At 57.8% G+C, this 23,354-nt stretch carries 23 protein-coding genes; 9 read left to right on the forward strand and 14 right to left on the reverse strand.

Annotation, left to right across the window (positions count from 1 at the left end; translation table 11 throughout):
- Positions 1–15 precede the first annotated feature (15 nt).
- Positions 16–1,950, reverse strand: a complete 1,935-nt coding sequence (gene yeaG / locus AB3N39_RS08300; protein ID WP_008500713.1) for a protein kinase YeaG — start codon at positions 1,948–1,950, stop codon at positions 16–18.
- Positions 1,951–2,381: 431 nt separating this feature from the next.
- Between yeaG and AB3N39_RS08305 the strand changes: the two genes are divergently transcribed.
- Positions 2,382–3,128: a MipA/OmpV family protein gene (locus AB3N39_RS08305; protein WP_115874791.1), complete on the forward strand. Its 747-nt coding sequence runs from the start codon at positions 2,382–2,384 to the stop codon at positions 3,126–3,128.
- A gap of 78 nt (positions 3,129–3,206) precedes the next feature.
- On the opposite strand, the gene AB3N39_RS08310 is transcribed toward AB3N39_RS08305, so the two are convergent.
- Together AB3N39_RS08310 and gapA are read right to left on the reverse strand one after the other, a co-directional pair.
- Positions 3,207–4,091 (reverse strand): D-hexose-6-phosphate mutarotase, encoded by an 885-nt coding sequence (locus AB3N39_RS08310; protein ID WP_325813337.1) that lies wholly within the window; start codon positions 4,089–4,091, stop codon positions 3,207–3,209.
- A gap of 73 nt (positions 4,092–4,164) precedes the next feature.
- On the reverse strand, positions 4,165–5,160 hold the full coding sequence (gene gapA, locus AB3N39_RS08315) for a glyceraldehyde-3-phosphate dehydrogenase (RefSeq protein WP_014831506.1): 996 nt from the start codon (positions 5,158–5,160) through the stop codon (positions 4,165–4,167).
- Between the two features lie 340 nt (positions 5,161–5,500).
- Between gapA and msrB the strand changes: the two genes are divergently transcribed.
- Both msrB and AB3N39_RS08325 read left to right on the forward strand, forming a co-directional pair.
- Positions 5,501–5,914: a peptide-methionine (R)-S-oxide reductase MsrB gene (gene msrB / locus AB3N39_RS08320; protein ID WP_008500710.1), complete on the forward strand. Its 414-nt coding sequence runs from the start codon at positions 5,501–5,503 to the stop codon at positions 5,912–5,914.
- Between the two features lie 41 nt (positions 5,915–5,955).
- Positions 5,956–6,234: a YeaC family protein gene (locus AB3N39_RS08325; protein ID WP_111965579.1), complete on the forward strand. Its 279-nt coding sequence runs from the start codon at positions 5,956–5,958 to the stop codon at positions 6,232–6,234.
- A gap of 45 nt (positions 6,235–6,279) precedes the next feature.
- Here the strand turns inward: AB3N39_RS08325 and pncA are convergent, their stop codons facing one another.
- From pncA to sppA, 3 genes are all read right to left on the reverse strand, one after another.
- Positions 6,280–6,921 carry a bifunctional nicotinamidase/pyrazinamidase gene (pncA, locus tag AB3N39_RS08330; RefSeq protein WP_136194698.1) on the reverse strand — a complete coding sequence of 214 codons (642 nt, stop codon included), beginning with the start codon at positions 6,919–6,921 and terminating at the stop codon, positions 6,280–6,282.
- Between the two features lie 9 nt (positions 6,922–6,930).
- Positions 6,931–7,947 carry an asparaginase gene (gene ansA / locus AB3N39_RS08335; RefSeq protein WP_008500705.1) on the reverse strand — a complete coding sequence of 339 codons (1,017 nt, stop codon included), beginning with the start codon at positions 7,945–7,947 and terminating at the stop codon, positions 6,931–6,933.
- A gap of 62 nt (positions 7,948–8,009) precedes the next feature.
- Positions 8,010–9,866: a signal peptide peptidase SppA gene (gene sppA / locus AB3N39_RS08340; RefSeq protein ID WP_111965581.1), complete on the reverse strand. Its 1,857-nt coding sequence runs from the start codon at positions 9,864–9,866 to the stop codon at positions 8,010–8,012.
- Positions 9,867–10,033: 167 nt separating this feature from the next.
- Here sppA and AB3N39_RS08345 point away from each other — a divergent pair, with 167 nt between their 5' ends.
- The 3 genes from AB3N39_RS08345 to AB3N39_RS08355 all read left to right on the forward strand — a co-directional run bounded on the left by AB3N39_RS08345 (position 10,034) and on the right by AB3N39_RS08355 (position 13,657).
- Entirely contained in the window at positions 10,034–10,585 is a 552-nt protein-coding gene (locus AB3N39_RS08345) for an NAD(P)H nitroreductase (protein ID WP_143344991.1), read from the forward strand.
- A gap of 116 nt (positions 10,586–10,701) precedes the next feature.
- Entirely contained in the window at positions 10,702–11,745 is a 1,044-nt protein-coding gene (selD, locus tag AB3N39_RS08350; RefSeq protein WP_008500702.1) for a selenide, water dikinase SelD, read from the forward strand.
- A gap of 4 nt (positions 11,746–11,749) precedes the next feature.
- Positions 11,750–13,657 (forward strand): DNA topoisomerase III, encoded by a 1,908-nt coding sequence (locus AB3N39_RS08355; RefSeq protein WP_367897206.1) that lies wholly within the window; start codon positions 11,750–11,752, stop codon positions 13,655–13,657.
- A 25-nt stretch (positions 13,658–13,682) separates the two neighbouring features.
- Here AB3N39_RS08355 and gdhA read toward each other — a convergent pair whose 3' ends face one another.
- Positions 13,683–15,026, reverse strand: coding sequence for an NADP-specific glutamate dehydrogenase (gdhA, locus tag AB3N39_RS08360; RefSeq protein ID WP_133294195.1), 1,344 nt, complete (start codon positions 15,024–15,026; stop codon positions 13,683–13,685).
- 229 nt (positions 15,027–15,255) lie between these two features.
- Here gdhA and AB3N39_RS08365 point away from each other — a divergent pair, with 229 nt between their 5' ends.
- The gene (locus AB3N39_RS08365) at positions 15,256–15,534 is read left to right on the forward strand and encodes a DUF1496 domain-containing protein (RefSeq protein WP_115874800.1); all 279 of its coding nucleotides are present in this window, start codon (positions 15,256–15,258) and stop codon (positions 15,532–15,534) included.
- On the opposite strand, the gene AB3N39_RS08370 is transcribed toward AB3N39_RS08365, so the two are convergent.
- Complete coding sequence (locus AB3N39_RS08370; protein WP_136194702.1) at positions 15,494–15,910, reverse strand: pyrimidine (deoxy)nucleoside triphosphate diphosphatase; 417 nt, start codon at positions 15,908–15,910, stop codon at positions 15,494–15,496. The genes AB3N39_RS08365 and AB3N39_RS08370 overlap by 41 nt on opposite strands.
- Before the next feature lie 75 nt (positions 15,911–15,985).
- Between AB3N39_RS08370 and AB3N39_RS08375 the strand changes: the two genes are divergently transcribed.
- A complete protein-coding gene (locus tag AB3N39_RS08375) occupies positions 15,986–16,555 on the forward strand; it encodes a carboxymuconolactone decarboxylase family protein (protein ID WP_136194703.1) in 570 nt (189 codons plus the stop codon).
- The gene (locus tag AB3N39_RS08380; RefSeq protein ID WP_136194704.1) at positions 16,548–17,165 is read left to right on the forward strand and encodes a CDP-alcohol phosphatidyltransferase family protein; all 618 of its coding nucleotides are present in this window, start codon (positions 16,548–16,550) and stop codon (positions 17,163–17,165) included. The genes AB3N39_RS08375 and AB3N39_RS08380 overlap by 8 nt, the downstream gene beginning before the upstream one ends.
- Here the strand turns inward: AB3N39_RS08380 and AB3N39_RS08385 are convergent.
- From AB3N39_RS08385 to xthA, 6 genes are all read right to left on the reverse strand, one after another.
- Positions 17,162–18,469 (reverse strand): sulfurtransferase, encoded by a 1,308-nt coding sequence (locus tag AB3N39_RS08385; protein WP_136194705.1) that lies wholly within the window; start codon positions 18,467–18,469, stop codon positions 17,162–17,164. The two genes, AB3N39_RS08380 and AB3N39_RS08385, sit on opposite strands and share 4 nt — an antisense overlap.
- Positions 18,470–18,542: 73 nt before the next feature.
- Positions 18,543–19,163 (reverse strand): ATP-binding cassette domain-containing protein, encoded by a 621-nt coding sequence (locus tag AB3N39_RS08390; RefSeq protein WP_133294199.1) that lies wholly within the window; start codon positions 19,161–19,163, stop codon positions 18,543–18,545.
- A complete protein-coding gene (locus tag AB3N39_RS08395) occupies positions 19,163–20,692 on the reverse strand; it encodes a thiamine ABC transporter permease (RefSeq protein ID WP_136194706.1) in 1,530 nt (509 codons plus the stop codon). The genes AB3N39_RS08390 and AB3N39_RS08395 overlap by 1 nt, the downstream gene beginning before the upstream one ends.
- Entirely contained in the window at positions 20,665–21,834 is a 1,170-nt protein-coding gene (locus AB3N39_RS08400; RefSeq protein ID WP_232057382.1) for an ABC transporter substrate-binding protein, read from the reverse strand. Before AB3N39_RS08400 ends, AB3N39_RS08395 begins: the two co-directional genes overlap by 28 nt.
- 6 nt (positions 21,835–21,840) lie before the next feature.
- Positions 21,841–22,524, reverse strand: a complete 684-nt coding sequence (locus AB3N39_RS08405) for a TVP38/TMEM64 family protein (protein WP_133294201.1) — start codon at positions 22,522–22,524, stop codon at positions 21,841–21,843.
- A 6-nt stretch (positions 22,525–22,530) separates the two neighbouring features.
- A complete protein-coding gene (gene xthA, locus AB3N39_RS08410; protein WP_367897207.1) occupies positions 22,531–23,337 on the reverse strand; it encodes an exodeoxyribonuclease III in 807 nt (268 codons plus the stop codon).
- Positions 23,338–23,354: the final 17 nt, after the last annotated feature.

Consider the following 23,354-nt stretch of genomic DNA (forward strand, 5'->3'; position numbering starts at 1 on the left):
CGCCGGGCACTTGTTTTAAGACGATTTACGCACGCGCAGGTACCATTCGCAGAGCAGGCGCACCTGTTTGCGGGTGTAGCCTTTTTCCATCATACGGTCGACAAAATCGTCGTGTTTTTTCTGTTCATCGGTTGAGGTTTTGGCGTTAAACGAGATCACCGGCAGCAGCTCTTCGGTATTGGAGAACATTTTCTTCTCAATGACCGTGCGCAGCTTCTCGTAGCTGGTCCAGTTTGGATTGCGCCCGTTGTTATGCGCTCTGGCGCGCAGGACGAAGTTCACAATCTCATTACGGAAGTCTTTCGGGTTGCTGATCCCGGCAGGCTTCTCGATTTTTTCCAGCTCCGCGTTCAGGGATTCACGGTCAAAAAGCTGGCCGGTATCCGGGTCGCGGTACTCCTGATCCTGGATCCAGAAGTCAGCGTAGGTGACGTAACGGTCAAAAATGTTCTGCCCGTACTCTGAATAGGATTCAAGGTAGGCCGTCTGGATCTCTTTGCCGATGAACTCGGCGTATTTCGGGATCAGGTAACCTTTCAGGAACTCAAGATAGCGTTCAGCCTGCTCCTGCGGGAACTGTTCGCGTTCGATTTGCTGTTCCAGCACGTAGAACAGGTGAACCGGGTTGGCCGCCACTTCCGCATGGTCGAAGTTAAAGACGCGGGAGAGGATCTTAAACGCGAAACGCGTGGACAGACCGTTCATCCCCTCATCAACCCCGGCATAGTCGCGGTATTCCTGATACGACTTCGCTTTCGGGTCGGTATCTTTCAGGCTCTCACCGTCATAGACGCGCATTTTTGAGTAAATGCTGGAGTTTTCCGGCTCTTTCAGGCGCGAAAGAATGGAGAAGCGTGACAGCGTTTCCAGCGTGCCCGGCGCGCAGGGAGCGTGCACCAGCTCACTGTGGTTAAGCAGTTTCTCGTAAATTTTGATCTCTTCGGAGATCCGCAGGCAGTAAGGCACCTTGACGATGTACACGCGGTCAAGGAAGGCCTCATTGTTTTTGTTATTACGGAAGGTCACCCATTCAGATTCGTTCGAGTGGGCGAGAATAATCCCGTTAAACGGCAGGGCGGAGATACCTTCCGTCCCGTTGTAGTTGCCTTCCTGGGTAGCCGTCAGCAGCGGATGCAGCACTTTAATCGGTGCTTTAAACATCTCGACGAACTCCATGATCCCCTGGTTAGCCCGGCACAGCGCGCCTGAGTAACCGTATGCATCCGGATCGTTTTGCGCGAAGTTTTCCAGCTTGCGGATGTCAACTTTACCCACCAGCGCCGAGATGTCCTGGTTGTTCTCATCACCGGGTTCAGTTTTGGCGATGGCGATCTGTTCAAGGATAGATGGCCAGACCTTCACCACGCGGAATTTGGTGATATCGCCACCAAACTCGTGCAGGCGTTTTGCCGCCCACGGCGACATGATGGTGCCGAGGTAGCGACGCGGAATACCGTATTCTTTATCCAGAATCTGCGCATCTTCCTGCGGATTGAACAGGCACAGCGGATGGTCATTCACCGGGCTGCGCTCGCCGTTGGCGCTCAGCACATAGATAGGCACGCGCTGCATCAGCGACTTCAGGCGTTCCGCCAGCGAGGATTTACCGCCGCCCACGGGGCCGAGTAAATAGAGGATCTGTTTCTTCTCTTCCAGACCCTGAGCGGCATGCTTCAGATAGGAGACAATCTGTTCGATGGCATCTTCCATACCATAGAACTCTTCAAACGCCGGATATCGGGCGACCACCCGATTCGAAAAGAGACGGGAAAGCCGGGGTTCCAGGGCAGTGTCAACCATGTTTGGCTCACCAATAGCCATCAATAGCCGTTCTGCCGCATTGGCATAGGCACTGCGATCTTGCCGACAGATGGTAAGAAACTCCTGCAGTGTGAACTCTTCGTCCTTGGCAGCTTCATAGCGCTGGCGATAGTGATCGAATATATTCATGGCATGCCGTCCTTTCGTTTTTTAGCACAGGATAAGAGCCGTTCGTATGAGTAGTGGAGGCTCCCGGAAGAGAATCTCTCGCACCTCACTGCCAGAGCAGCAACCTGTATGCCAGGTCAGACGCTAAGAACCGCAGGGTGTTCAGGAAAACTCTTCTTAAATTAAAGCGTAGATGGCATTTGCAAAACTTGCATGCCCACAAAATCTACTTTCAATGACATATCAATAACTCATCCAAAAATTTCCACTGTCGTTATAAGACAAATGCACGTTTTTCATTCAGCGGTCATATAAATGAAAGCGTGTTGTCATCTGAAAAGTTAAGAATAACGGGTTAATCAGACTGATTAGCAGGCAAAAAATTTTGGGATGTACGGGAATGGCGGTTACACTTCATCCGCTGATTATTTGACTACAGGAAAGAATGGATTGTGACCAAACTCAAACTTCTGGCATTAGGCATCCTTGCCGCGACCGCAGTAAGTACCGCACAGGCGGAAAGTCAGTGGACGCTTGGCGCGGGTGTTGGCGTCATTAACAGCCCGTACAAACAGTATGACCGTGATGTGTATCCTGTTCCGGTTATCACCTATGAAGGGGATAACGTCTGGTTCCGCGGGCTCGGCGGCGGCTACTATCTCTGGAACGACAAGGCCGATAAGCTCTCCATCATGGCCTACTACGATCCAACGCACTTCAAGCCGGGTGACAGTGATAGCCACGCGCTTCGCCAGCTCGACAAGCGTAAAAGCTCGATGATGGCCGGCCTCTCATACGTGCATAACACCCAGTATGGCTTCCTGCGTACGGCCCTGGCGGGTGACACGCTGGATAACAGCAACGGCTTTATCTGGGACCTGGCGTGGCTGTACCGCTATACCAACGGTGGGCTGACCCTGACGCCGGGTATTGGTGTGCAGTACAACAGCGAGAACTACAACGACTATTACTACGGCGTCTCTAAAAACGAGTCCCGCCGCAGTGGTCTGAAAAGTTATAGTGCAGATGACGGCTGGGATCCTTACCTGGAGCTGACAGCGAGCTACAACTTCCTTGGCGACTGGAGCGTGTACGGTACCGGCCGCTACGAGCGTCTGAGCGACGAAGTGAAGGATAGCCCGATGGTCGATAAGTCCTGGGCAGGCATCTTCTCTGTGGGTGTGAGCTACAAGTTCTGATTGTGCATTAATTTAGTGCAATCTATGCATCAAAACGGGGCGCTTGCGCCCCGTTTGCTTTAGTGTGGTGCAGAGAAATTATCGCTTCACAATGCGAATCGTCTGCCCTAAACGAGACGGTTTTTCTTCACTCGCTTTCTGCGGGTTGGTCACGCGAGCCGTTTCCACGCAGACAAACGTTTTATAACCCTCATCCGTCATGTCGGCCATGCTGACGGACAGCGCAGGACCCGGGTTCCAGCCCACCACATCGCTGTGATGATGATGGACCACTTCAATGCCGCGGTTCAGGGCGCCGTCGTGGATCACGCTGCACGCTTCCGGGTGCAGGTAGACGCGGTCGGTACGGTCAGGGAATGCCTGAACGCCGTCGCTCAGTTTGCCTCCTTTCGCGTTATCGACTTTATCGATATAGGTATCGCCCAGGCCGCTCACCTTCACTGCGCTGATATCACCCACGTTGAAATAGGTGTGCAGGGCAGAGGTGGTCTCGAACTCGCCGTGAGCTTCCAGTTCGATTTCGCAGGTTTTACCCAGCTTGAAGCGGGCATACAGGGTGAAATCGTGCGGCCACAGGGCGCGGGTTTCATCATTAGCCTGCAGCTCAAAGGTCAGCACGGCGCCGTTATCGTCTTCGTTGTGCGCTTTCAGGGTCCACTGCTGGTTACGGGCAAAACCGTGAGAAGGCAAACCCTGCTGGGCGGACGGGCCAAACCACGGCCAGCAGATAGGCACGCCACCGCGGATTGCGGCCCCTTTTTTGAAGGAGGTCGCATCGCTCAGCCACAAACCTTCAGCTTCGCCTTCCGGTTTCCAGGAGAGCAGGTGAGCGCCGTTCAGCGCCACGGACGCTTTAACACGCGGATGGTCAACGACGATGATATCAGCACCGTCAATCTGACGGCGGGAGAGCACAGGGGTAAGCTGTTCGACTACCGGAAGTGCAAAAATTTTATTAATCATTAAGCAATCCTCTGTCTTATAAATAAAAAAAGGCGACCGAAGTCGCCTTTTTGGATCAAGCACTCATCTCAACTTATTTGGAGATGTGAGCGATCAGGTCCAGTACTTTGTTAGAGTAGCCAGTTTCGTTGTCGTACCAGGAAACCAGTTTAACGAAGTTGTCGTTCAGTGCGATACCAGCTTTAGCATCGAACACGGAAGTGCATACTTCGCCGTTGAAGTCGGTAGAAACAACGTCGTCTTCGGTGTAGCCCAGAACGCCTTTCATTGCGCCTTCGGAAGCAGCTTTGATTGCTTTCTTAATTTCTTCATAAGAAGCAGCTTTTTCCAGACGAACGGTCAGGTCAACAACAGATACGTTTGGAGTTGGAACGCGGAACGCCATACCAGTCAGTTTGCCATTCAGTTCTGGCAGTACTTTACCTACAGCTTTAGCAGCACCGGTAGAGGATGGGATGATGTTCTGAGCCGCGCCACGGCCGCCGCGCCAGTCTTTGTGAGACGGGCCATCAACGGTTTTCTGAGTAGCGGTGGTCGCGTGAACGGTAGTCATCAGACCTTCGATGATGCCGAAGTTGTCGTTGATAACTTTAGCCAGTGGTGCCAGGCAGTTGGTGGTGCAGGATGCGTTAGAGACGATATCCTGGCCAGCGTAAGTTTCGAAGTTTGCACCACGAACGAACATTGGGGTGTTGTCTTTGGAAGGACCAGTCAGAACAACTTTCTTCGCACCAGCGGTGATGTGTTTACGCGCAGTTTCGTCGGTCAGGAAGATACCGGTTGCTTCAGCAACAACGTCAACACCGATTTCGTTCCATTTCAGGTTAGCTGGGTCTTTTTCAGCAGTAACGCGGATGGTTTTGCCATTAACAACCAGGTGGCCGTCTTTCACTTCAACGGTGCCGTCGAAACGACCGTGAGTTGAGTCGTACTTCAGCATGTACGCCATGTATTCAGCGTCCAGGAGATCGTTGATACCAACGATTTCGATGTCAGAACGTTTCTGAGCAGCACGGAAAACAATACGGCCGATACGGCCAAAACCGTTGATACCTACTTTGATAGTCATATATTCCACCAGCTATTTGTTAGTGAATAAAAGGTTGCCTGTAAAATTACAAAAACCTTACGCAGCGTCAAGCGGAATCGTGTCAATCATTGCGACAAATCAATCCTGTGACTAACGTTTGTGCGACTGACTCGCCTCACTTTCCCTTTGAGCTTGCACCCATATGGGGGCTGCGCCGGGATTTTAAAGTCCTCGCAGGATAAAAATGTGAACGTGATCACAATTGCCTGACCGCTTATTCGCGACACATAAGTTTAGATCAAAAGTGCACGCAAGGGTGTTAATGTTTTGTTAGAATCCGGGTTGAAAGATGTCTGTTTCTACAGCGAGATGTAAGCATATGTCGAACCAACGTAACCCTGACGATTTGAAAAAAAACCTCACAGAAATGCAGTTTTACGTGACGCAGAATCACGGAACGGAACCGCCGTTCACCGGGCGTTTACTGCACAACAAGCGGGACGGCGTCTACCACTGCCTGGTCTGTGATGCCCCGCTGTTTAATTCACAAACGAAATTTGATTCTGGCTGCGGCTGGCCGAGTTTCTATGAGCCGGTGAGCGATGAGGCAATCCGCTATCTGACCGACTCGTCGCACGGCATGGTGCGTACGGAAATTCGCTGCGGCAACTGCGACGCGCACCTTGGGCACGTTTTCCCGGATGGACCTCAGCCTACCGGCGAGCGTTTCTGCGTAAATTCAGCCTCAATGAGCTTCACCGATGATGAAAACGGTGACCAGATTAAGGGTTGAAAAAACGATTCAGCAAATTATTCCTTTGAAAGGGCGCGAGTGTGAATATTGATGACATGATTAGCGGCATGACGCCGGAGATTTATCAGCGTCTGGTGACCGCCGTGGAGCTTGGAAAATGGCCCGACGGCGTTGCGCTGACGCCGGAGCAAAAAGAGAACAGTTTGCAGCTGGTGATGCTGTGGCAGGCGCGCAACAACACCGACGCACAGCACATGACGATCGACACCAAAGGCCAGATGGTGATGAAGAGCAAGCGCGAGCTGAAAGAGGACTTCGGTATCACGCCGAAGCCGATTGCGACGATTAAAATGCAATAATGGTGCGGGTTGATGCCCTCTCCCACAGGGAGAGGGCGTAAAAGACTATGCCTGCGTTTCCAGCCAGTCTTCGAGCGTATACAGGGTTGCGCCTTCCGCAGCCATATCCATAAACGCCTGAGCGCTATCCTGTGGTTGAATGTTCACCCCGCGGCAGCCGTCGGTGATGACGCTGACGGTGTAGCCAAGCTGAAGCGCATCCAGCACGGTGAACTTCACGCAGTAGTCCGTCGCCAGGCCCAGTACGATCAGCTCCGTGATTTCGTGGTGACGCAACCAGGCGTCCAGCGCCGTTTTCTGGCGATGCCCGTTATCAAAAAACGCGCTATAGCTGTCGATAGCCGGGTTTTCACCTTTATGGAACACCGCATCGATGGCCTTTTGATTCAGAAGCGGATGCAGCGCCGCGCCTTCCGTCTGCTGTACGCAGTGATCCGGCCAGAAAGTTTGCGCCAGCCCGTCGAGTTCACCCTGGGTGAAGGGCTCTACGTTGTGCTGGCTGGCAAAGCTGCCGTGATTTGCCGGGTGCCAGTCCTGGCTTGCGACAACTGCTTCACCACGGGCTTTGCACCAGTCAATGAGCTTGTTGGCCACGTCAACGGTGCTGTCACCTTCGGCGACCGCCAGCGCACCGCCCGCGCAGAAATCATTTTGCAAATCGACCAGTAGCAGGGCGCGTTGCTTCATGAGACCTCCTTATTCGTCCGGGGTCAGTTCGCCGCGCAGGTTTTGCATCATCGCGCTGCGAATGGACTGAATGTCCAGATCCTGACTCAGTAAATAGTGAAGTTTAGTCAGCGTTGCCTCAACGGTCATATCGAAGCCGCTGATCACACCCGCATGCGCCAGCGCGTTGCCGGTGGCATAGCCCCCCATATTCACTTTACCGGACATACACTGGGTCAGGTTAACGACCACAATTCCGCGCTCGCTGGCTTCCTGAAGCTCTTTCAGAAACTCGCCGTTTTGCGGCGCATTGCCCACGCCATAGGAGCGCAGGATAAGCGCCTTCACCGGCTGGCGCAGGAAGTTACGCACCACGTCCGCAGAGATACCCGGATAAATGGTGACCACGCCAATCGGTTGCGGGGTAATCGGATGCACAATCAGCTCGCCCGCGGTGTTCGGCGCAGGAGGGGTTCCCAGACGACGGATATGAATCCCGGCCTCCAGCAGCGGCTGCAGGTTGGGTGAGGCAAAGGCGTCAAAGCCGTCGGCGTGGGCTTTGGTGGTGCGGTTCCCGCGATACAGACGGTTGTTAAAGAACAGCGACACTTCGTTAATCGGGTAATTCGCCGCCACGTACAGGGAGTTCAGCAGGTTGATCTGCCCGTCCGAGCGCAGCTCCGCCAGCGGAATTTGCGACCCGGTAACGATAACCGGCTTGCTCAGGTTCTCCAGCATGAAGGAGAGCGCCGAGGCGGTAAACGCCATGGTGTCGGTGCCGTGCAGGATCACGAAGCCGTCGTACTGGTCGTAATGGGCTTTAATATCATCCGCGATATGCTGCCAGTCTTCCGGCGTCATGTCGGAGGAGTCCATCAGCGGCTCGTATTCGTGGATGGTAAAGTCAGGCATTTCCGGACGGTGGAATTCGGGCATCAGCGCAAGCTGACGCTGCAGGTGGCCGGAGACGGGGATATAGCCGTTTTCGGAGCGCTGCATACCGATGGTACCGCCAGTGTAGGCTACATAAATCGATTTCTTCTGCATGGTAGTGAGTTCTTGTTCTTCAAAAGAAAAAAATCCCCTCTTCGCGGGAAGAGGGGACGGTTTTAACGGACGTTCGCGCAGGTCAGGCAAAACGCGTAACGACTCTGTGGATCGTTAAAGGCCGCAAGCTTATCGCTTTCTGCCTTCATCGCTTTTGCCGCCGTGGCGACCGGCGCAGGCAGGTAAGCCTGCAGCGCCTCCGGCAGCATGGCACGTACCGAGCCGGACATGCTGTCCATGACCATATCGAAGAACGACGGTTCGTCCTGATAATACTCGATATGCCACTGCTTCAGCTTCGCCAGTTCGGCGGCTTTCTTCACCGCGTCATCGAAGTCACCCAGACTGTCGACCAGACCGTTGCTCTTCGCATCCTGGCCGGTCCAGACGTGGCCCTGTGCAATCTGGTCGATCTGCTCAGGCGTCTTTTTACGCGAGTCCGCGACCAGGGTGATAAAGCGTTTATAGCCGTTCTCAATGCTGAGCTGCATCATCTCAGAAACTTCCGGCGGCAGGGATTTGGTCACCGACACATCCGCCAGCGGAGAGGTTGCTACACCATCGGTATGCACGCCCAGAGAATCCAGGCTGTTTTCCACGGTGTTGATCACCCCGAAGATGCCAATCGAGCCGGTCAGCGTGCTTGGGTTAGCCACGATGTAGTTGGCTGGCGTGGAGATCCAGTAACCTCCGGACGCGGCCATTCCGCCCATTGAGACGACGACCGGCTTGCCTGCGGCGCGGGCCGCGGCCAGTTCAGCACGGATCACCTCTGAGGCGCTGACGCTGCCGCCAGGGCTGTTGACCCGCAGGACAATTGCCTTCACTTTCGGATCGAGGCGAGCATCGCGGATTTGCGACGCGGTAGTATCGCCGCCCACGTTCCCCGGGGTCTCCTGACCGTCCATGATCGCACCGTTGGCAAAGACCACCGCGACGCTGTCACCATTCTCATCCGGTTTTTTCGTCGAGTAATCATACATGCTGATGGCGCTGTAATTTTTGTCCTCTTTGCTCCAGCCAAACTGTTTGCTCAGGGATTTTTCAATCTCGGCGCTGGTGCCCAGGGCATCAACCAGTTTGTTATCGAGCGCATATTTTGCGGTATCACCGTCAACCTTACGCAGGCCTTCGAGCACGCCCTGCGCGCCAGGGAACACCTGCTCAGGCGTAATCTGACGGTTAGCGGCAACGGTGCCGAGATAGTTCTGCCACAGCTCGCCAATCCAGCGGCTATCTGCTTCGCGGGCGGCAGGGGACATATCGTCGCGGATAAACGGCTCCACGGCGGATTTATACGTGCCGACGCGGAAGACGTGGGTGGTGACCTTCAGCTTGTCGAGCAGCGATTTATAGTACAGGCCGTTGGTGGCAAAGCCGTGCAGATCGACCGTGCCCTGCGGGGAGAGCCAGATCTTATTGGCAAAGCTCGCCAGATAATATTGCCCCTGGCTGTAGCTGTCGCCCACGGCAATCACCGGCTTGCCGCTGTCGCGGAACTCGCGCAGCGCTTTACCGATGTACTGCATAGACGGCTGATCGCCACCGGCAAAATCTTTCAGATCCAGCACGATGCCGGTGATGTTACGGTCATCTTTGGCCTGACGGATGGTATCGACGATATCGAACAGGGAATTTTCCTGCAGGCGGTCTGATGTTGCGCCAAACAGCTGACGGCTGATTACGCCCAGACGGCTGCTGGCGGAAGGTTTATCAACAATAACCCCGGTGATATCGAGTAACAGCGCCCCGCGAGTCGAATGCTGCGCCTGATTCGCGTTGCTGATGTGCATCCAGATTCCCGCGCAAACCAGAACCAGAAAAATGAAGAAGATGTTCATCACCAGGTTGCGGACGAAGTTGAGCAGTCGCCACGTCCATTTAAAGAAACCGGCAATGATTCGCCAAAGGGTTCGCATGTATTCTCCCTAACCAGAAAATGACTGTTTCCGTCGCCACTGGACGGTAATGTTGGGTTATCGTAATGACCCAACCGCCACTTGTCAGCAGGAATCGCCTGCCAGGCTGTAACAAAATCTGCCGTCGTGTTAATTTTGTGAGTAAATTTCAAGAAAGGAGTTAACCAATGGACGCACTCGAACTGCTTGTTAACCGCCGTAGCGCTTCCCGTCTGGCCGAACCTGCCCCGGCAGGCGAGCAGCTGGAGAACATTCTGCGTGCCGGCATGCGTGCCCCCGATCATGGCACACTGCAGCCGTGGCACTTCTTTGTAATTGAAGGCGAAGGCCGCGATCGTTTCAGCCAGCTGCTGGAGCAGGGTGCGGTGGCCGCCGGGCAGGATGAGAAGGGCATCGACAAGGCGCGCAATGCCCCGTTCCGTGCACCGATGATTATTGCTGTCGTGGCGAAATGCCAGGCCGACCATAAGGTGCCGGTCTGGGAGCAGGAAATGTCCGCGGGCTGTGCGGTAATGGCGATGCAAATGGCCGCCGTCGCGCAGGGCTTCAATGGCATCTGGCGCACCGGGCCGCTGACGGAGAGCGCAGCCGTACGGGAAGGATTCTCCTGTGGCGAGCATGACAAAATTGTCGGCTTCCTCTATCTCGGTACTCCGCAGCTTAAAGCCTCCAGCACCATCAGCGTGCCGGACACCACGCCTTTCGTCAGCCGTTTCTGATAACGCGCGCTAAACTGTCTGGATTCTGAGCATCTGCCGCAGAATTCAGACAGTCATACTTACCTCTTTATGGAATGAGCGCTACCATAGCGCGATTGAGATGACAGGAGACGTCCATGAGCGAGCAAACCATTCGTTTAACGCAGTACAGCCACGGAGCCGGTTGCGGTTGTAAAATTTCCCCGAAAGTGCTGGAGACCATCCTGCACAGCGAACAGGCGAAGTTTGTCGACCCGAACCTGCTTGTCGGCAACGAAACGCGTGACGATGCAGCGGTTTATGACTTAGGTAACGGCACCAGCATTATCAGCACCACCGACTTCTTTATGCCGATTGTCGACAACCCGTTCGACTTCGGACGCATTGCGGCCACCAACGCCATCAGCGATATCTTCGCAATGGGCGGTAAGCCGATTATGGCGATCGCCATTCTGGGCTGGCCGATCAACACCATCCCGCCGGAAGTGGCCCGTGAAGTGATTGATGGCGGCCGTTTCGCCTGCCAGCAGGCGGGAATTGCGCTGGCCGGCGGTCACTCTATTGATGCGCCGGAGCCTATCTTCGGCCTGGCCGTTACCGGCGTGGTGCCGACCGAACGCGTGAAGCGCAACAGCACTGCGCAGGCGGGCTGCAAGCTGTTTCTCACCAAGCCGCTGGGCATTGGCGTGCTGACCACCGCCGAGAAAAAATCCCTGCTGAAACCGGAGCACAAAGGGCTGGCAACCGAAGTCATGTGCCAGATGAACCTTGCCGGTGCGGCGTTTGCCAATATCGACGGCGTGAAGGCGATGACCGACGTGACCGGTTTTGGTCTGCTGGGACACCTCTCCGAGGTGTGTCAGGGCGCGGGCGTGCAGGCGCAGGTCTGGTATCAGGACGTGCCGAAGCTGCCGGGCGTGGAAGAGTATATTGCTCAGGGCGCGGTTCCGGGCGGTACCCAGCGTAACTTCGCCAGCTACGGTCACCTGATGGGCGAAATGCCTGAGGAGTGGCGCAACCTGCTGTGCGATCCGCAAACCTCCGGCGGCCTGCTGCTGGCGGTGACGCCGGAATCCGAAGCCGAGGTTCAGGCTACGGCCGCCGAGTTCGGCATTACCCTGACGGCGATCGGCGAGTTGGTGACCGCGCGCGGCGGTCGTCCGATGATTGAGATCCGTTAATTCGATGCGGTTGTTTATTGCCGAAAAGCCGAGCCTGGCCCGTGCCATCGCCGACGTGCTGCCTAAGCCGCATCGCAAAGGCGACGGCTTTATCGAATGCGGTAACGGGCAGGTGGTCACATGGTGTATTGGTCACCTGCTTGAGCAGGCGCAGCCGGATGTCTATGACAGTCGCTACGCCCGCTGGAATTTGAACGATCTGCCCATCGTGCCTGAAAAATGGCGCCTGCAGCCACGACCTTCGGTGACCAAACAGCTCAACGTGATCAAGCGCTTCCTGCATGAAGCCGATGAAATCGTGCACGCGGGTGACCCGGACAGGGAAGGACAGCTGCTGGTGGATGAAGTGCTGGACTATCTTGAGCTGGCGCCGGAAAAGCGCCAGCAGGTGCAGCGCTGCCTGATCAACGACCTCAACCCGCAGGCCGTTGAGCGGGCGATTTCGCGCCTGCGCGCCAACAGCGAATTTATTCCGCTGTGCGTCTCCGCGCTGGCGCGCGCGCGCGCGGACTGGCTGTACGGTATCAACATGACCCGTGCCTACACCATCCTCGGGCGCAACGCGGGCTATCAGGGCGTGCTCTCCGTGGGGCGCGTGCAGACGCCGGTGCTGGGGCTGGTCGTGCGTCGCGATGAAGAGATTGAAAACTTCGTCGCCAAAGATTTCTTTGAGGTGAAAGCGCATATCGTCACGCCTGAAGACGAGCGTTTTACCGCCGTCTGGCAGCCGAGCGATGCCTGCGAATCGTATCAGGATGAAGAGGGGCGTCTGCTGCACCGTCCGCTGGCGGAGCACGTGGTTAACCGCATTACCGGACAGCCCGCTATCGTCACCAGCTATAACGATAAACGGGAATCAGAACCCGCGCCTCTGCCGTTCTCGCTGTCGGCCCTGCAGATTGAGGCCGCGAAGCGCTTTGGCCTCAGCGCGCTGAACGTGCTGGATATCTGCCAGAAGCTCTATGAAACCCACAAGCTGATCACCTATCCGCGTTCGGACAGCCGCTATCTGCCGGAAGAGCACTTTGCCGGTCGTCATTCGGTGATGAACGCCATCAGCGTGCACGCGCCGGATCTGCTCCCGCAGCCGGCGGTGAATCCGGATACCCATAACCGCTGCTGGGACGATAAAAAAGTCGATGCCCACCACGCGATTATCCCGACGGCGCGCGCCAGCAGCGTCAACCTGACGGATAACGAAGCGAAGGTCTACAACCTGATCGCTCGTCAGTACCTGATGCAGTTCTGCCCGGACGCGGTGTTCCGCAAATGCGTGATCGAGCTGGAAATCGCAAAAGGGAAGTTTATCGCCAAAGCCCGTTTCCTCGCGGAAGCAGGCTGGCGTACCCTGCTGGGGAACAAAGAGCGTGACGAGGAGAACGACGGCACGCCGCTGCCCGTCGTCGCTAAAGACGATGAGCTGCTGTGTGAAAAAGGGGAAGTGGTGGAACGCCAGACCCAGCCGCCGCGCCATTTCACCGATGCGACGCTGCTGTCGGCGATGACCGGGATCGCACGGTTCGTGCAGGATAAAGATCTGAAGAAGATCCTGCGCGCCACCGACGGTCTGGGTACGGAAGCGACGCGAGCGGGGATCATCGAGCTGCTCTTTAAGCGCGGTTTTCTTGAGAAGAAGGGGCGCTATATCCATTCGACCGAGCCGGGACGCGCGCTGATTCATTCCCTGCCGGAGCTGGCCGCCAGGCCGGACATGACCGCGCACTGGGAATCGGTGCTGACGCAGATCAGCGAGAAGCAGTGTCGCTATCAGGACTTTATGCAGCCGCTGGTCGGGACGCTTTACCAGCTGATCGATCAGGCGCGCAGCACGCCGGTGAAAACGTTCAGAGGGATGGTTGCACCCGGTGGTGGCGCGAAGAAACCGTTTAAAAAGAAAAAGAGCGCGGCCTGATACACCCGGCCGCACGCTATAAACCTTAAATCACACCCTGCCCAATCATCGCATCCGCTACCTTCACGAATCCGGCGATATTCGCCCCGCGCACGTAGTTGGTTTGCGATGCCTCGCCGCCGTACTCCACGCAGGCATGGTGAATATCCAGCATGATGTGATGCAGGCGGGCATCCACTTTTTCCGCCTTCCAGCCGAGACGCGCGGCGTTTTGCGCCATCTCCAGGCCGGACGTCGCCACGCCGCCCGCGTTAGCGGCCTTGCCCGGTGCAAACAGCACGCCCGCTTCCAGGAACAGATCCGTCGCTTCGATTGTGGTCGGCATGTTCGCCCCTTCGGCTACCGCCTTCACGCCATTGCTAATCAGCGTGCGCGCGGCGTCTGCATCCAGCTCGTTCTGCGTGGCGCACGGCAGGGCGATATCCACCGGCACGCCCCACGGCTGTTTCCCTTCAAGATACGTCAGGCCAAACTCCCGGGCATAATCTGCAAGACGGCCATCGCGGCTGGCTTTAATTTCGCACAGGCGTGCCAGCTTCTCTGCCGTGAAGCCCGCTTCATCCACCACCGTTCCGCTGGAGTCAGAGGCGGTTACCACGCGAGCGCCAAACTGCATCGCTTTCTCAATCGCGTACTGCGCCACGTTACCGGAGCCGGACACCGCGACGCGCATGCCTTCAAAGCCTAAACCGTGGCGCTTGAGCATGGCCTCGGTGAAGTAAACCAGGCCGTACCCGGTCGCTTCCGGGCGGATCAGGCTCCCGCCAAACGACAGCCCCTTACCGGTAAAGACGCAGGCGCTGTTGTTGGAGAGCTTTTTCATCATCCCGGCCATAAAGCCTACTTCACGCCCGCCCACGCCGATATCACCGGCAGGCACGTCGGTGTCAGGACCAAGATGGCGATAGAGTTCGGTCATCAGCGCCTGGCAGAAACGCATGATTTCACCTTCGCTTTTGCCTTTCGGGTCGAAATCGCTGCCGCCTTTCCCGCCGCCCATGGGCAGCGTGGTGAGGGCGTTTTTAAAGGTCTGCTCGAAGCCGAGGAATTTCAGAATCGACAGGTTCACGGACGGATGGAAACGCATGCCGCCCTTAAACGGGCCGATGGCCGAGTTGAACTGTACGCGCCACGCGCGGTTAACCTGCACCTGATTGCGATCGTCAACCCACGTCACGCGGAACTGGATCACGCGCTCTGGCTCGACCAGGCGTTCGAGCAAAGACATCTGGCGATAGCGCGGGTTTTGTTCAAGGAAGGGCCACAGGGTGGTCATCACTTCACGCACGGCCTGCGCGAACTCGCTTTGGTGCGGGTCGCGCTGCTGAACGTGGGCAAGGAAACTTTCCAGAGAGCGTGTCTGATCCATAGATATAAGAACCTCTTATAATAATGTTTGTATATGACTTATGCGATTTGTGTTGTTTTTTTGACTATAACACCCGTACTGCTTTGTCTGGCAAGCAGAAATTTAGGACGAAAGGGAAATTAATGAGAGCGCGGGCGTCATAACCAAAAGCGATGACGAGATAAATTAAAGGTTCCGCGCGGGTTTACCGTTATAGTCATTATCAAGGGAACAACAGGAAGATGTGTCTATGAAACGTTATCTATTAACCGCGTTATGTCTGATCTTCACCGCTGGCGCGCAGGCTGACCGCATTCGTCCGGACGTGGAAGTGAATGTGCCGCCGGAAGTGTTTAGCTCCAGCGGCCAGAATCAAACGGTGCAGCCCTGTAATCAGTGCTGCATCTATCAGAATCAGAACTACTCGGAAGGCGCCGTGGTGAAAGCGGACGGCATTCTGCTGCAGTGCCAGCGCGACGAGCGCGCCATCAGCACGAACCCGCTGGTCTGGCGTCGCGTAAAACAATAAACGCTTCCAGCAGGGGAATATCCGCGGGGGCTAAGGTGTAGCCGAACGCCTCTTCCGGCGTACACCACGCCAGCGCGCTGTGGTAGTGCGCCGTGAGCGCACCGCTAAACGCAGGAACGTGCCAGGCGTGCAGGTTGATTAACCGCTGCGAGACCTCGCGCTGGTGGCTTGCCACGTATTGCGCGGGCAGCGCTTCAATACCCAACTCTTCACGCAGCTCGCGGATAAGCGCCTCGGGCTGGGTTTCACCCGCCTCGACTTTGCCGCCTGCAAATTCCCACATGCCCGGCTGGTCGGCGTGGGCAGGGCGCTGTGCCAGTAAAATTTTGTCGTCTTTTTCGATGATGGCGGCAACGACATCGAGTGTTTTCAGCATGGTCGTCAATAATTGATGGCGAAAAAAGACATATTATCGTGCCCTTTCTCAGAGTCCAGCTATCAGGAGAATCAGGTGAAAGAGACTACCGCCTGGGTTGCCCCTATCGAATCCCTTCCCGCCAGCCTTAAACCCATTGCCGTGATGCAAAAAAAGCATTTTGGCGCCGTGCTAAATCCCACGCGCTGGTGGGGGCGCATGCCGCGTCTGTTCTGGCTGGTGGCGCTGTTCGTCGGTTTTCTGGAGCGTCGTCGCGCGCGCCTGACGCCCGTTCTTCGTTCGCTGCTCATGACGCGGGTATCCCAGCTCTGCCATTGCGCTTTCTGTATTGATGCCAACAGCCTGCGGCTGGCCGAGCGCTGCGGGGCGCTGGATAAGGTGCAGGCCGTGAGCGACTGGCAGGATTCAGCCTTGTTCACGGAGCAGGAGCGCGCGGCGCTGGCCTACGCCGAGGCGGTGACCGCCACCCCGCCCCGGGCGGATGAGGCCATCAGAGCGGCGCTGAAGCGCCACTTTACGGATGACGCCATCACCGAGATGACGGCGCTCATTGCCTTTCAGAATCTCTCCGCCCGCTTTAACGCCGCGCTGGATATTCCGGCGCAGGGGCTGTGCGCCACATTTAACGAGACGCCTCATGCTTGATCGCCATCTTCACCCTCGGATAAAACCCGCTCTGAATTTTATGGTCTCCGTGCTGGACCGACCGGGCATTACGCCCGACGGATTGACCCTGACAGGGTTTGCCATCGGCGTGCTGGCGCTGCCGTTTCTGGCCCTCGGCTGGTATCCGGCGGCGCTGGTCGCCATCGTGCTTAACCGCCTGCTGGACGGGCTGGACGGGGCGCTGGCGCGCCGCAGAGGGCTGAGCGATGCGGGGGGATTTCTCGATATCTCGCTCGATTTTCTTTTCTACGCCCTGGTGCCGTTTGGCTTTGCGCTGGCTGCTCCGGCAGAGAATGCGCTGGCGGCTGCCTGGCTGCTGTTTGCGTTTATCGGGACCGGCAGCAGTTTTCTGGCGTTTGCGACGCTGGCCGCAAAGCACGACATCGACAACCCCGGCTATGCGCACAAGTCGTTTTATTACATCGGTGGGTTAACGGAAGGAACGGAGACCATCGCGCTGTTCGTGCTGTGCTGCCTCTTCCCGGCGCACTTTACGCTGTTCGCGTGGGTATTCGGCGCGCTGTGCTGGCTGACCACCACAACGCGCGTCTGGAGCGGCTATGTTACGCTGAAGTCACTCAACCCTTAGAGAGCGCTCTCTGGCCCGCGCTCTCCGCTGGTGACCGGGTTCTGCGGATGACTGCTCCATTCGTACCAGCCGCCGTCATAGACGGCGACATTCTTCCAGCCCATCGCCCGGGCGTACATAAAGGTTTCGGACGCCCGCCAGCCGGTGCCGCAGTAAAACGCGACGTGCTGTTCCGGCAGAATATTCCAGCGCTTCCACTGGGCGGCGATATCGTCCGCGCTGCGCATGGTGCCATCCGGGTTATGGAAATCCTCCATGTGGGTAGCATCGCTGCCCGCGTGACCCCAGCGGGCACCGGCAATTTCACCTTTTGGCTTGATGTAGCTGTAGCCGCTGGTTTCGCCGATGAACTCCGGCCACGAGCGAATGCTGACCAGGGAGGCATCCTGACGGTGCAGCATGCCGCGCGCCTGTTCCATATCCACCATCAGCTGCGGCTGGCCGGGGATCGGCGCGCCAAAATCGGGGGCGGGTTTGACGGGGCCGGGCACTCCGCCCTGTACCAGCAGTCCCGAATCAGACCATGCCTTCCAGCCGCCGTCCAGAAGACGTACATCTTTCACGCCGGCGTAGAGCATTATCTGGGCCACACGGGCGGCGGCGTAAACGTCGCGACCATACAGAATAACGGTAGTGTCATGGCGGATCCCGTGTTTCTCCAGCATCGCTTTCAGCTTGTCGTCAGAAACTTTATTCCACAGCGGTTCGCTTTCAACCTCGTTAGTATCGATGTAGCCCGCCCCGGGAATATGGCCGAGCAGATAAAATTTAGGCCCCCCCCAGCCGGCTTCTATAATCTTCCAGTCGGCTGATGGTGCCGCGGTGATACGTTCCCCTTGTTGCAGGCGATGGATCCACTCCGGGTAAACCAGCTGTTCAAAGTGCGGCAGACGCTGAAGGCGGCCGGGGGTCTGCAGAGCATCGCTGAGCAGCGAAACGTGGCGATATCCTGCTTTCTCCAGACGGGCTTTCACCGCCAGGTTATCCCTATCGTCACCGTACAGGGCGATGGCCGTCGCAGGGGGCAACTGATGCTGTTTTGCCCAAAGCGCAAGCTGCTCGTCACTCATTGCGCTAAGCCAGGCGGCAGCAAGGTTGAGTGCGGCGGGTTCATGCCCGGAGGGGCCGCTGAGCGTCTGCGGCCAGCCGTTATAAAACGCGCTGGCGCGGGTGTCGACAGGCGTGCCGTGCTGCGCCTGAAGCTGAGACAGCGTGATGGCGTTGGGCATATCAGCCGCCAGAGAGGAAAAAGAAGCGAGGCCGCAGAGCAGGGCCAGCGCGGTCAGTTGAGAAACACGTTTCATCGAATAACCTGACGTCAATAAAAGAGGGGTGCATTGTCGTCTCTCCCGAAACGTAAAACATTGCGTTAGCACATTATTGCCAGCGAGAAATCTCAATCAGCTTGCCGCCGGGCGGAATATCGTCCTCATCGTGCGTGACCAGCACTACTGGAATATTGCGCGCGCGGACGGCGTCAAACACCCATGCCCGAAATGAGGCTCGTAACGCTTTATCGAGGCGCCCGAACGGTTCATCCAGCAGCAGCGCCTGCGGCTCCGCGAGCAGGGCGCGCAGCAGGCTAACCCGGGCGCGCTCCCCACCGGAAAGGGTGGCCGGGTCGCTGGCGTAATGACCGCTCAGCCCCGCGGAATTCAGAGCCTGCTCGACCGCTTCCCGACGCGCGCGTCCGGTGATGCGCTCGGGCAGCGCCAGCAGCAAATTCTGCCCGACGCTGAACTGTTCGAACAGCAGCGCGTCCTGGAAGAGAATACCCAGCCCGCGGGATTCCACGGGGAGACCGTCGCAGCGACGCGCGTCCAGCCACAGTTCGCCCCGCGCCTGGAAATCGTCTGACAGCGCGCCGACCATCCAGGCAAAAAGGGTCGATTTTCCGCTGCCGGACGGCCCCATCAGGGTGACGATCTCCCCGCGGGGCACGCAAAAACTGACCTCGCGGAAAAGCGGTTCGACGGTGAGATTGTTTACCTTCAGCATTAACGTAATCCTTGTCGGTAGCGGCCTACGAGCCGGGACAACAGGGCAGCAAGACCAAACACCGTGCCCGTGACCAGCATTAGTCCCAGCGCCCGGTTAGCGAGGATCGGGATGCTGCCCCCGCTGCTGAGCGCGACGGTTTCGGTGGTCAGGGTGGCGAAACGCCCGGTGCCGAGCCAGAGCGTCGGCATGTATTGCGCCATGCTGACGGAAAAGCCGGTGGCAAAGGCCAGAAGCGCAGGGCGCACCAGCAGGGGACATTTCAGCAGCAAGAATATTTTTCCCCGTCGCCAGCCGAGCGTTCTGGCGGTGAGGATGAGCCGGGGATCGATCCGCCGCCAGGCGGGCTGCAGCACCAGCAGCGTCCACGGCAATACCCACAGGAGGTGGCTCCAGAGCACGGCGGCGTAGTGCCCGTCGATGCCCAGGTGCAACGCAATCGCATACTGACCGGTGACGAGCGGGAGGGCCGGAAGGGCGAGCGGTAACCATACCCACAGCGTGCCACGCTGCGGACCCCATTCCAGCCAGAGCAAGCCGACGACCAGGGCAATCAAGGCTGAAAGCAGACCGAAGGAAAGGCTGCTTCCCACCGGGCCAACGTCATTCCTTTGCGCCAGCATCAACAGCACCACGGCGCACAGCACGCCGCACGCGGGGAGGAACCCGCTCAGTGCTCGCTCAGGCAGGAGGCGCTGAGACCGGGGACGCGTCCCCGCGACTTCCGGAATGGTGCGACGCCATGCTTTCCAGAGGCCGTACCCGAGGGCGGCAAGCGCGGACAGCAGCAGAAGGAGAAGCAGGCACAGCAGCGTCCCTTTTGCCTGCTGCTGCGCGTCGCCCTGGCTCAGCCACTGCCAGGCCAGCACGGCCAGGGTAGGCGGGTTGCCGGGCCCGAGAACGATCGCTACGTCCACGACCGAGAGCGACCACGCCAGCACCGCCAGCATCACCGCCCCGAGAACGGGCGCGATGGCCGGGAGAATCAGCCAACTGAGCGTCTGAAAACGCCCGTAGCCAAAGGTTTGCAGGACGATCTTCTGCTGCGCGAGCCGCTTCTCCGGCAGCACGGCGTAAATCGCCCACAGCACAAACGCGCTCTCTTTGACCGCGAGCGTCAGGCCCAGCCCGGTGCCGTATCGGTCAAACGGCGGCGAACAGACGGTGCAGATCTGATAAAACAGACCGCCCTCGGCAAAAAGCAGTAATGCGCCGGTGGCGAACGCCACATGGGGGATCGCCAGTAGCCATGGCAGGCGGGTAGTGAGACGGCGCCAGCGCTTACCGGGCCATAAAAGGCTGACGAGGAAAAGGGCAATCAGCAACGCCCCCAGCGTGGCGATGAGCGTTGAGACCAGCGTGGCGACGGCCGCCTGCGGGAGTTGCGGATCGTTCACCAGCCGCTGCCAGTTTGTCAACGAAAACGCCGGTGCCAACAGCATGGCGCCTGCGGGCAGGAGCGGTAGATAAATTACCGCCATCGCCAGCCAGACTAGCCCGCTCAGCGGGTGCCGTAACGACGCAGCCATTCCTGCTCCAGCGCGTTCACCCAGGCGGACTGCGGCTCTGCAAGCACCTTCGGCAACTCCTGAGGCGTGTGGGCCAGCAGCTGTTTGGCTTCACCTTCGGGCAGCGTTTTGGCATCCAGCACGCTCGGATCGCCCCAGATGGCCGGGTCGGCCTTGCGGATCTGCGCCTGCGGTGACAGCAGGAAATTAGCGACCACTTTTGCACCCGCGCTGGCGCCGGCATTGGCCGGAATCGCCACAAAATGGACGTTACCTAGCATCCCACTCTGGAAACCAAAGCTGTAGCTGTCGGCAGGCAGTTCGCCGCTCGCTATTTTTTGCTGACCATGGGCCGGGTTAAAGGTCAGGGACAGGTTCAGGCTGCCGCTGGCAAGCAGGGCATCCATCCGTGCAGGGGAAGGGGGGAAATCTTTCCCTTCGCGCCACAGCTGCGGGTGGAGTTTGTCCAGATAATCCCAGAGCGGTGCCGTCACCTCGGCAAAGGTGCTATCGGGAGCCTTTTGCAGCGCGTCCGGGTGAACGGTCAGCGTCAGCAGCAGCTGCTCAAGAAATGCCGTGCCGGTAAAATCGGGCGGGCGCGGATAGCTGATCTTGCCGGGGTGCTGCTGCGCGTAAGCCAGCAGCGCCTGAGGATCCACAGGCGGCGTCGGCATGCTGGCCTTGCGGGCGATAAAGGTCAGCTGCGCGCCGCCCCATGGCGATTCCGCCCCGTCGGTTGGGACGGCAAAATCTTCCGTAACCGGTTTGCGCGTATCAACATAGCGCCAGTTTGGCAGCGTCTGCGCCCATCCGGTTTGCAGCAGGTTCGCCTCTTTCAGCGTGCGGAAGTTTTCGCCGTTAATCCACAGCAGGTCAACCGAGCCGTTGGTCTTACGCCCCGCGGCGGCTTCGGTCTGAATACGTTTTACGGCGTCGGCAGCATCCGCCAGCGGGACGATTTTTAGGGTAATGGCATAGTGCGTTTGCATCTCATCGCTGACCCATTCCAGATAGCGGTTGACCGCCGGATCGCCGCCCCAGGCGTTAAACCAGACGGTCTGGCCTTTAGCCTGTTGCTGAATGGCCTGCCAGCCGTTGGCGGCAAATAGGGGGGCTGCCAGCAGCAGACCGGTCAGAAACGTGCAAAAACGCACACGGCGCATAATGCCTCACTTTTTAGCAGACGGGAGAAAACGGGAAAACAGCCGGCGGGTGACCAGCGGTAATAACCCCAGTAGTGTAAAGGCGAATAGCATGCCCGGCGACAAAATATCGCGCAGCGAAGTCACTTTTCCCAGCTCGCGCCCGGCGTTCAGAAAGATAATCGTGGCGGGCAGCATGGCGACCTGGCTGACCCACCAGTAGCGGCAGACGCCCATGCGGGTCAGCCCCATCAGCAAATTCACCAGAAAAAACGGGAACAGCGGCATCAGGCGCAGGGCAAAAAGAAAGTTCGCGCCGTCGCGTGCCATGCCAGCGTTTACCGTTTTCATCTGCTGAGCAAACCGCTGCTGAACCCAGTCGCGCAGCAGATAACGGCTTGCGAGCATCGCAAGCGTCGCCCCGAGGGTGGAGGCAAACGAGACCAGCACGGTGCCTTCCCACAGGCTAAACAACGCCCCGCCCAGCAGGGTGAGGATCGCCGCGCCGGGAATCGAGAGGGCGGAGACCGCCACATAGATCGCAAAAAAGGTCAGCGCGCTGCGCAGCGGCGCGTGGTCAACATGGGAGAGGAGTGCCTGCTGGTGGGTTTTAATCCCTTCCAGGGAGAGGGTTCCCGGGGAAAGCATGACAAACGTCAACATAAATGCGCCCAGAAGGGCGCACAGGAAGAGTGTTTTTGGAATGTTCACGCGTCATTACAGCTTGAATTTAGCCCACACCGGCGCGTGGTCAGATGGTTTTTCCATGCTGCGGATGTCGTAGTCGATCCCGGTTTCGATGCAGCGCTCTGCCAGCGGCGAACTGGCCAGCAGCAGGTCGATACGCAGGCCGCGGTTGTCGTCAAAGCCTTTTGAGCGGTAGTCAAACCAGGAGAAGCGATCCTGCGTTTCCGGGTTGGCGTTGCGGAACGTGTCCACCAGGCCCCAGCCCAGCAGGCGCTCCATCCACTCACGCTCTTCCGGCAGGAAGGAGCATTTGCCGGTGCGCAGCCAGCGTTTGCGGTTCTCTTCGCCAATACCGATATCGAGATCCCTCGGGCTGATATTCATGTCGCCCATGATCAGCACCGGATTCTCTTTTTTGAGTTCGGTGGTCAGGTAGTCCTGCAGATCCTGATAAAACTTCGCTTTCGCCGGGAATTTGGTTTCATGGTCACGGCTCTCACCCTGCGGGAAATAGCCGTTGATGACCGTGATATTCCCGATCGCAGAAGGGACTTCCGCCATGATGATGCGGCGCTGCGCTTCTTCACCGTCGCCGGGGAAGCCGCGACGCACGGAAACCGGCGGCGCTTTGGTGAGCAGCGCGACGCCATAGTGACCTTTCTGGCCGTGATAAAAGACGTTGTAGCCGAGTTTCGCCACCTCTTCGAGGGGGAACATGTCGTCGTGAACCTTTGTCTCCTGCAGGCCGATCACATCTGGCTGATGTTGCTCAACGATAGCTTCAAGCTGATGAGGGCGGGCACGCAGGCCGTTGATATTAAAAGAGACAAATTTCATAGTCGCTGCCAGTGCAA

Origin of the sequence: Enterobacter vonholyi (genome assembly GCF_040834095.1) — a bacterium.
GTDB lineage: Bacteria > Pseudomonadota > Gammaproteobacteria > Enterobacterales > Enterobacteriaceae > Enterobacter > Enterobacter vonholyi.

Coding starts and splice junctions, on each gene's coding strand:
- yeaG (WP_008500713.1), bottom strand. CDS start 1,950: ATGAATATATTCGATCACTATCGCCAGCGCTATGAAGCTGCCAAGGAC.
- AB3N39_RS08310 (WP_325813337.1), bottom strand. CDS start 4,091: ATGATTAATAAAATTTTTGCACTTCCGGTAGTCGAACAGCTTACCCCT.
- gapA (WP_014831506.1), bottom strand. CDS start 5,160: ATGACTATCAAAGTAGGTATCAACGGTTTTGGCCGTATCGGCCGTATT.
- msrB (WP_008500710.1), top strand. CDS start 5,501: ATGTCGAACCAACGTAACCCTGACGATTTGAAAAAAAACCTCACAGAA.
- pncA (WP_136194698.1), bottom strand. CDS start 6,921: ATGAAGCAACGCGCCCTGCTACTGGTCGATTTGCAAAATGATTTCTGC.
- ansA (WP_008500705.1), bottom strand. CDS start 7,947: ATGCAGAAGAAATCGATTTATGTAGCCTACACTGGCGGTACCATCGGT.
- sppA (WP_111965581.1), bottom strand. CDS start 9,866: ATGCGAACCCTTTGGCGAATCATTGCCGGTTTCTTTAAATGGACGTGG.
- AB3N39_RS08345 (WP_143344991.1), top strand. CDS start 10,034: ATGGACGCACTCGAACTGCTTGTTAACCGCCGTAGCGCTTCCCGTCTG.
- selD (WP_008500702.1), top strand. CDS start 10,702: ATGAGCGAGCAAACCATTCGTTTAACGCAGTACAGCCACGGAGCCGGT.
- AB3N39_RS08355 (WP_367897206.1), top strand. CDS start 11,750: ATGCGGTTGTTTATTGCCGAAAAGCCGAGCCTGGCCCGTGCCATCGCC.
- gdhA (WP_133294195.1), bottom strand. CDS start 15,026: ATGGATCAGACACGCTCTCTGGAAAGTTTCCTTGCCCACGTTCAGCAG.
- AB3N39_RS08365 (WP_115874800.1), top strand. CDS start 15,256: ATGAAACGTTATCTATTAACCGCGTTATGTCTGATCTTCACCGCTGGC.
- AB3N39_RS08370 (WP_136194702.1), bottom strand. CDS start 15,910: ATGCTGAAAACACTCGATGTCGTTGCCGCCATCATCGAAAAAGACGAC.
- AB3N39_RS08380 (WP_136194704.1), top strand. CDS start 16,548: ATGCTTGATCGCCATCTTCACCCTCGGATAAAACCCGCTCTGAATTTT.
- AB3N39_RS08385 (WP_136194705.1), bottom strand. CDS start 18,469: ATGAAACGTGTTTCTCAACTGACCGCGCTGGCCCTGCTCTGCGGCCTC.
- AB3N39_RS08390 (WP_133294199.1), bottom strand. CDS start 19,163: ATGCTGAAGGTAAACAATCTCACCGTCGAACCGCTTTTCCGCGAGGTC.
- AB3N39_RS08395 (WP_136194706.1), bottom strand. CDS start 20,692: ATGGCTGCGTCGTTACGGCACCCGCTGAGCGGGCTAGTCTGGCTGGCG.
- AB3N39_RS08400 (WP_232057382.1), bottom strand. CDS start 21,834: ATGCGCCGTGTGCGTTTTTGCACGTTTCTGACCGGTCTGCTGCTGGCA.
- xthA (WP_367897207.1), bottom strand. CDS start 23,337: ATGAAATTTGTCTCTTTTAATATCAACGGCCTGCGTGCCCGCCCTCAT.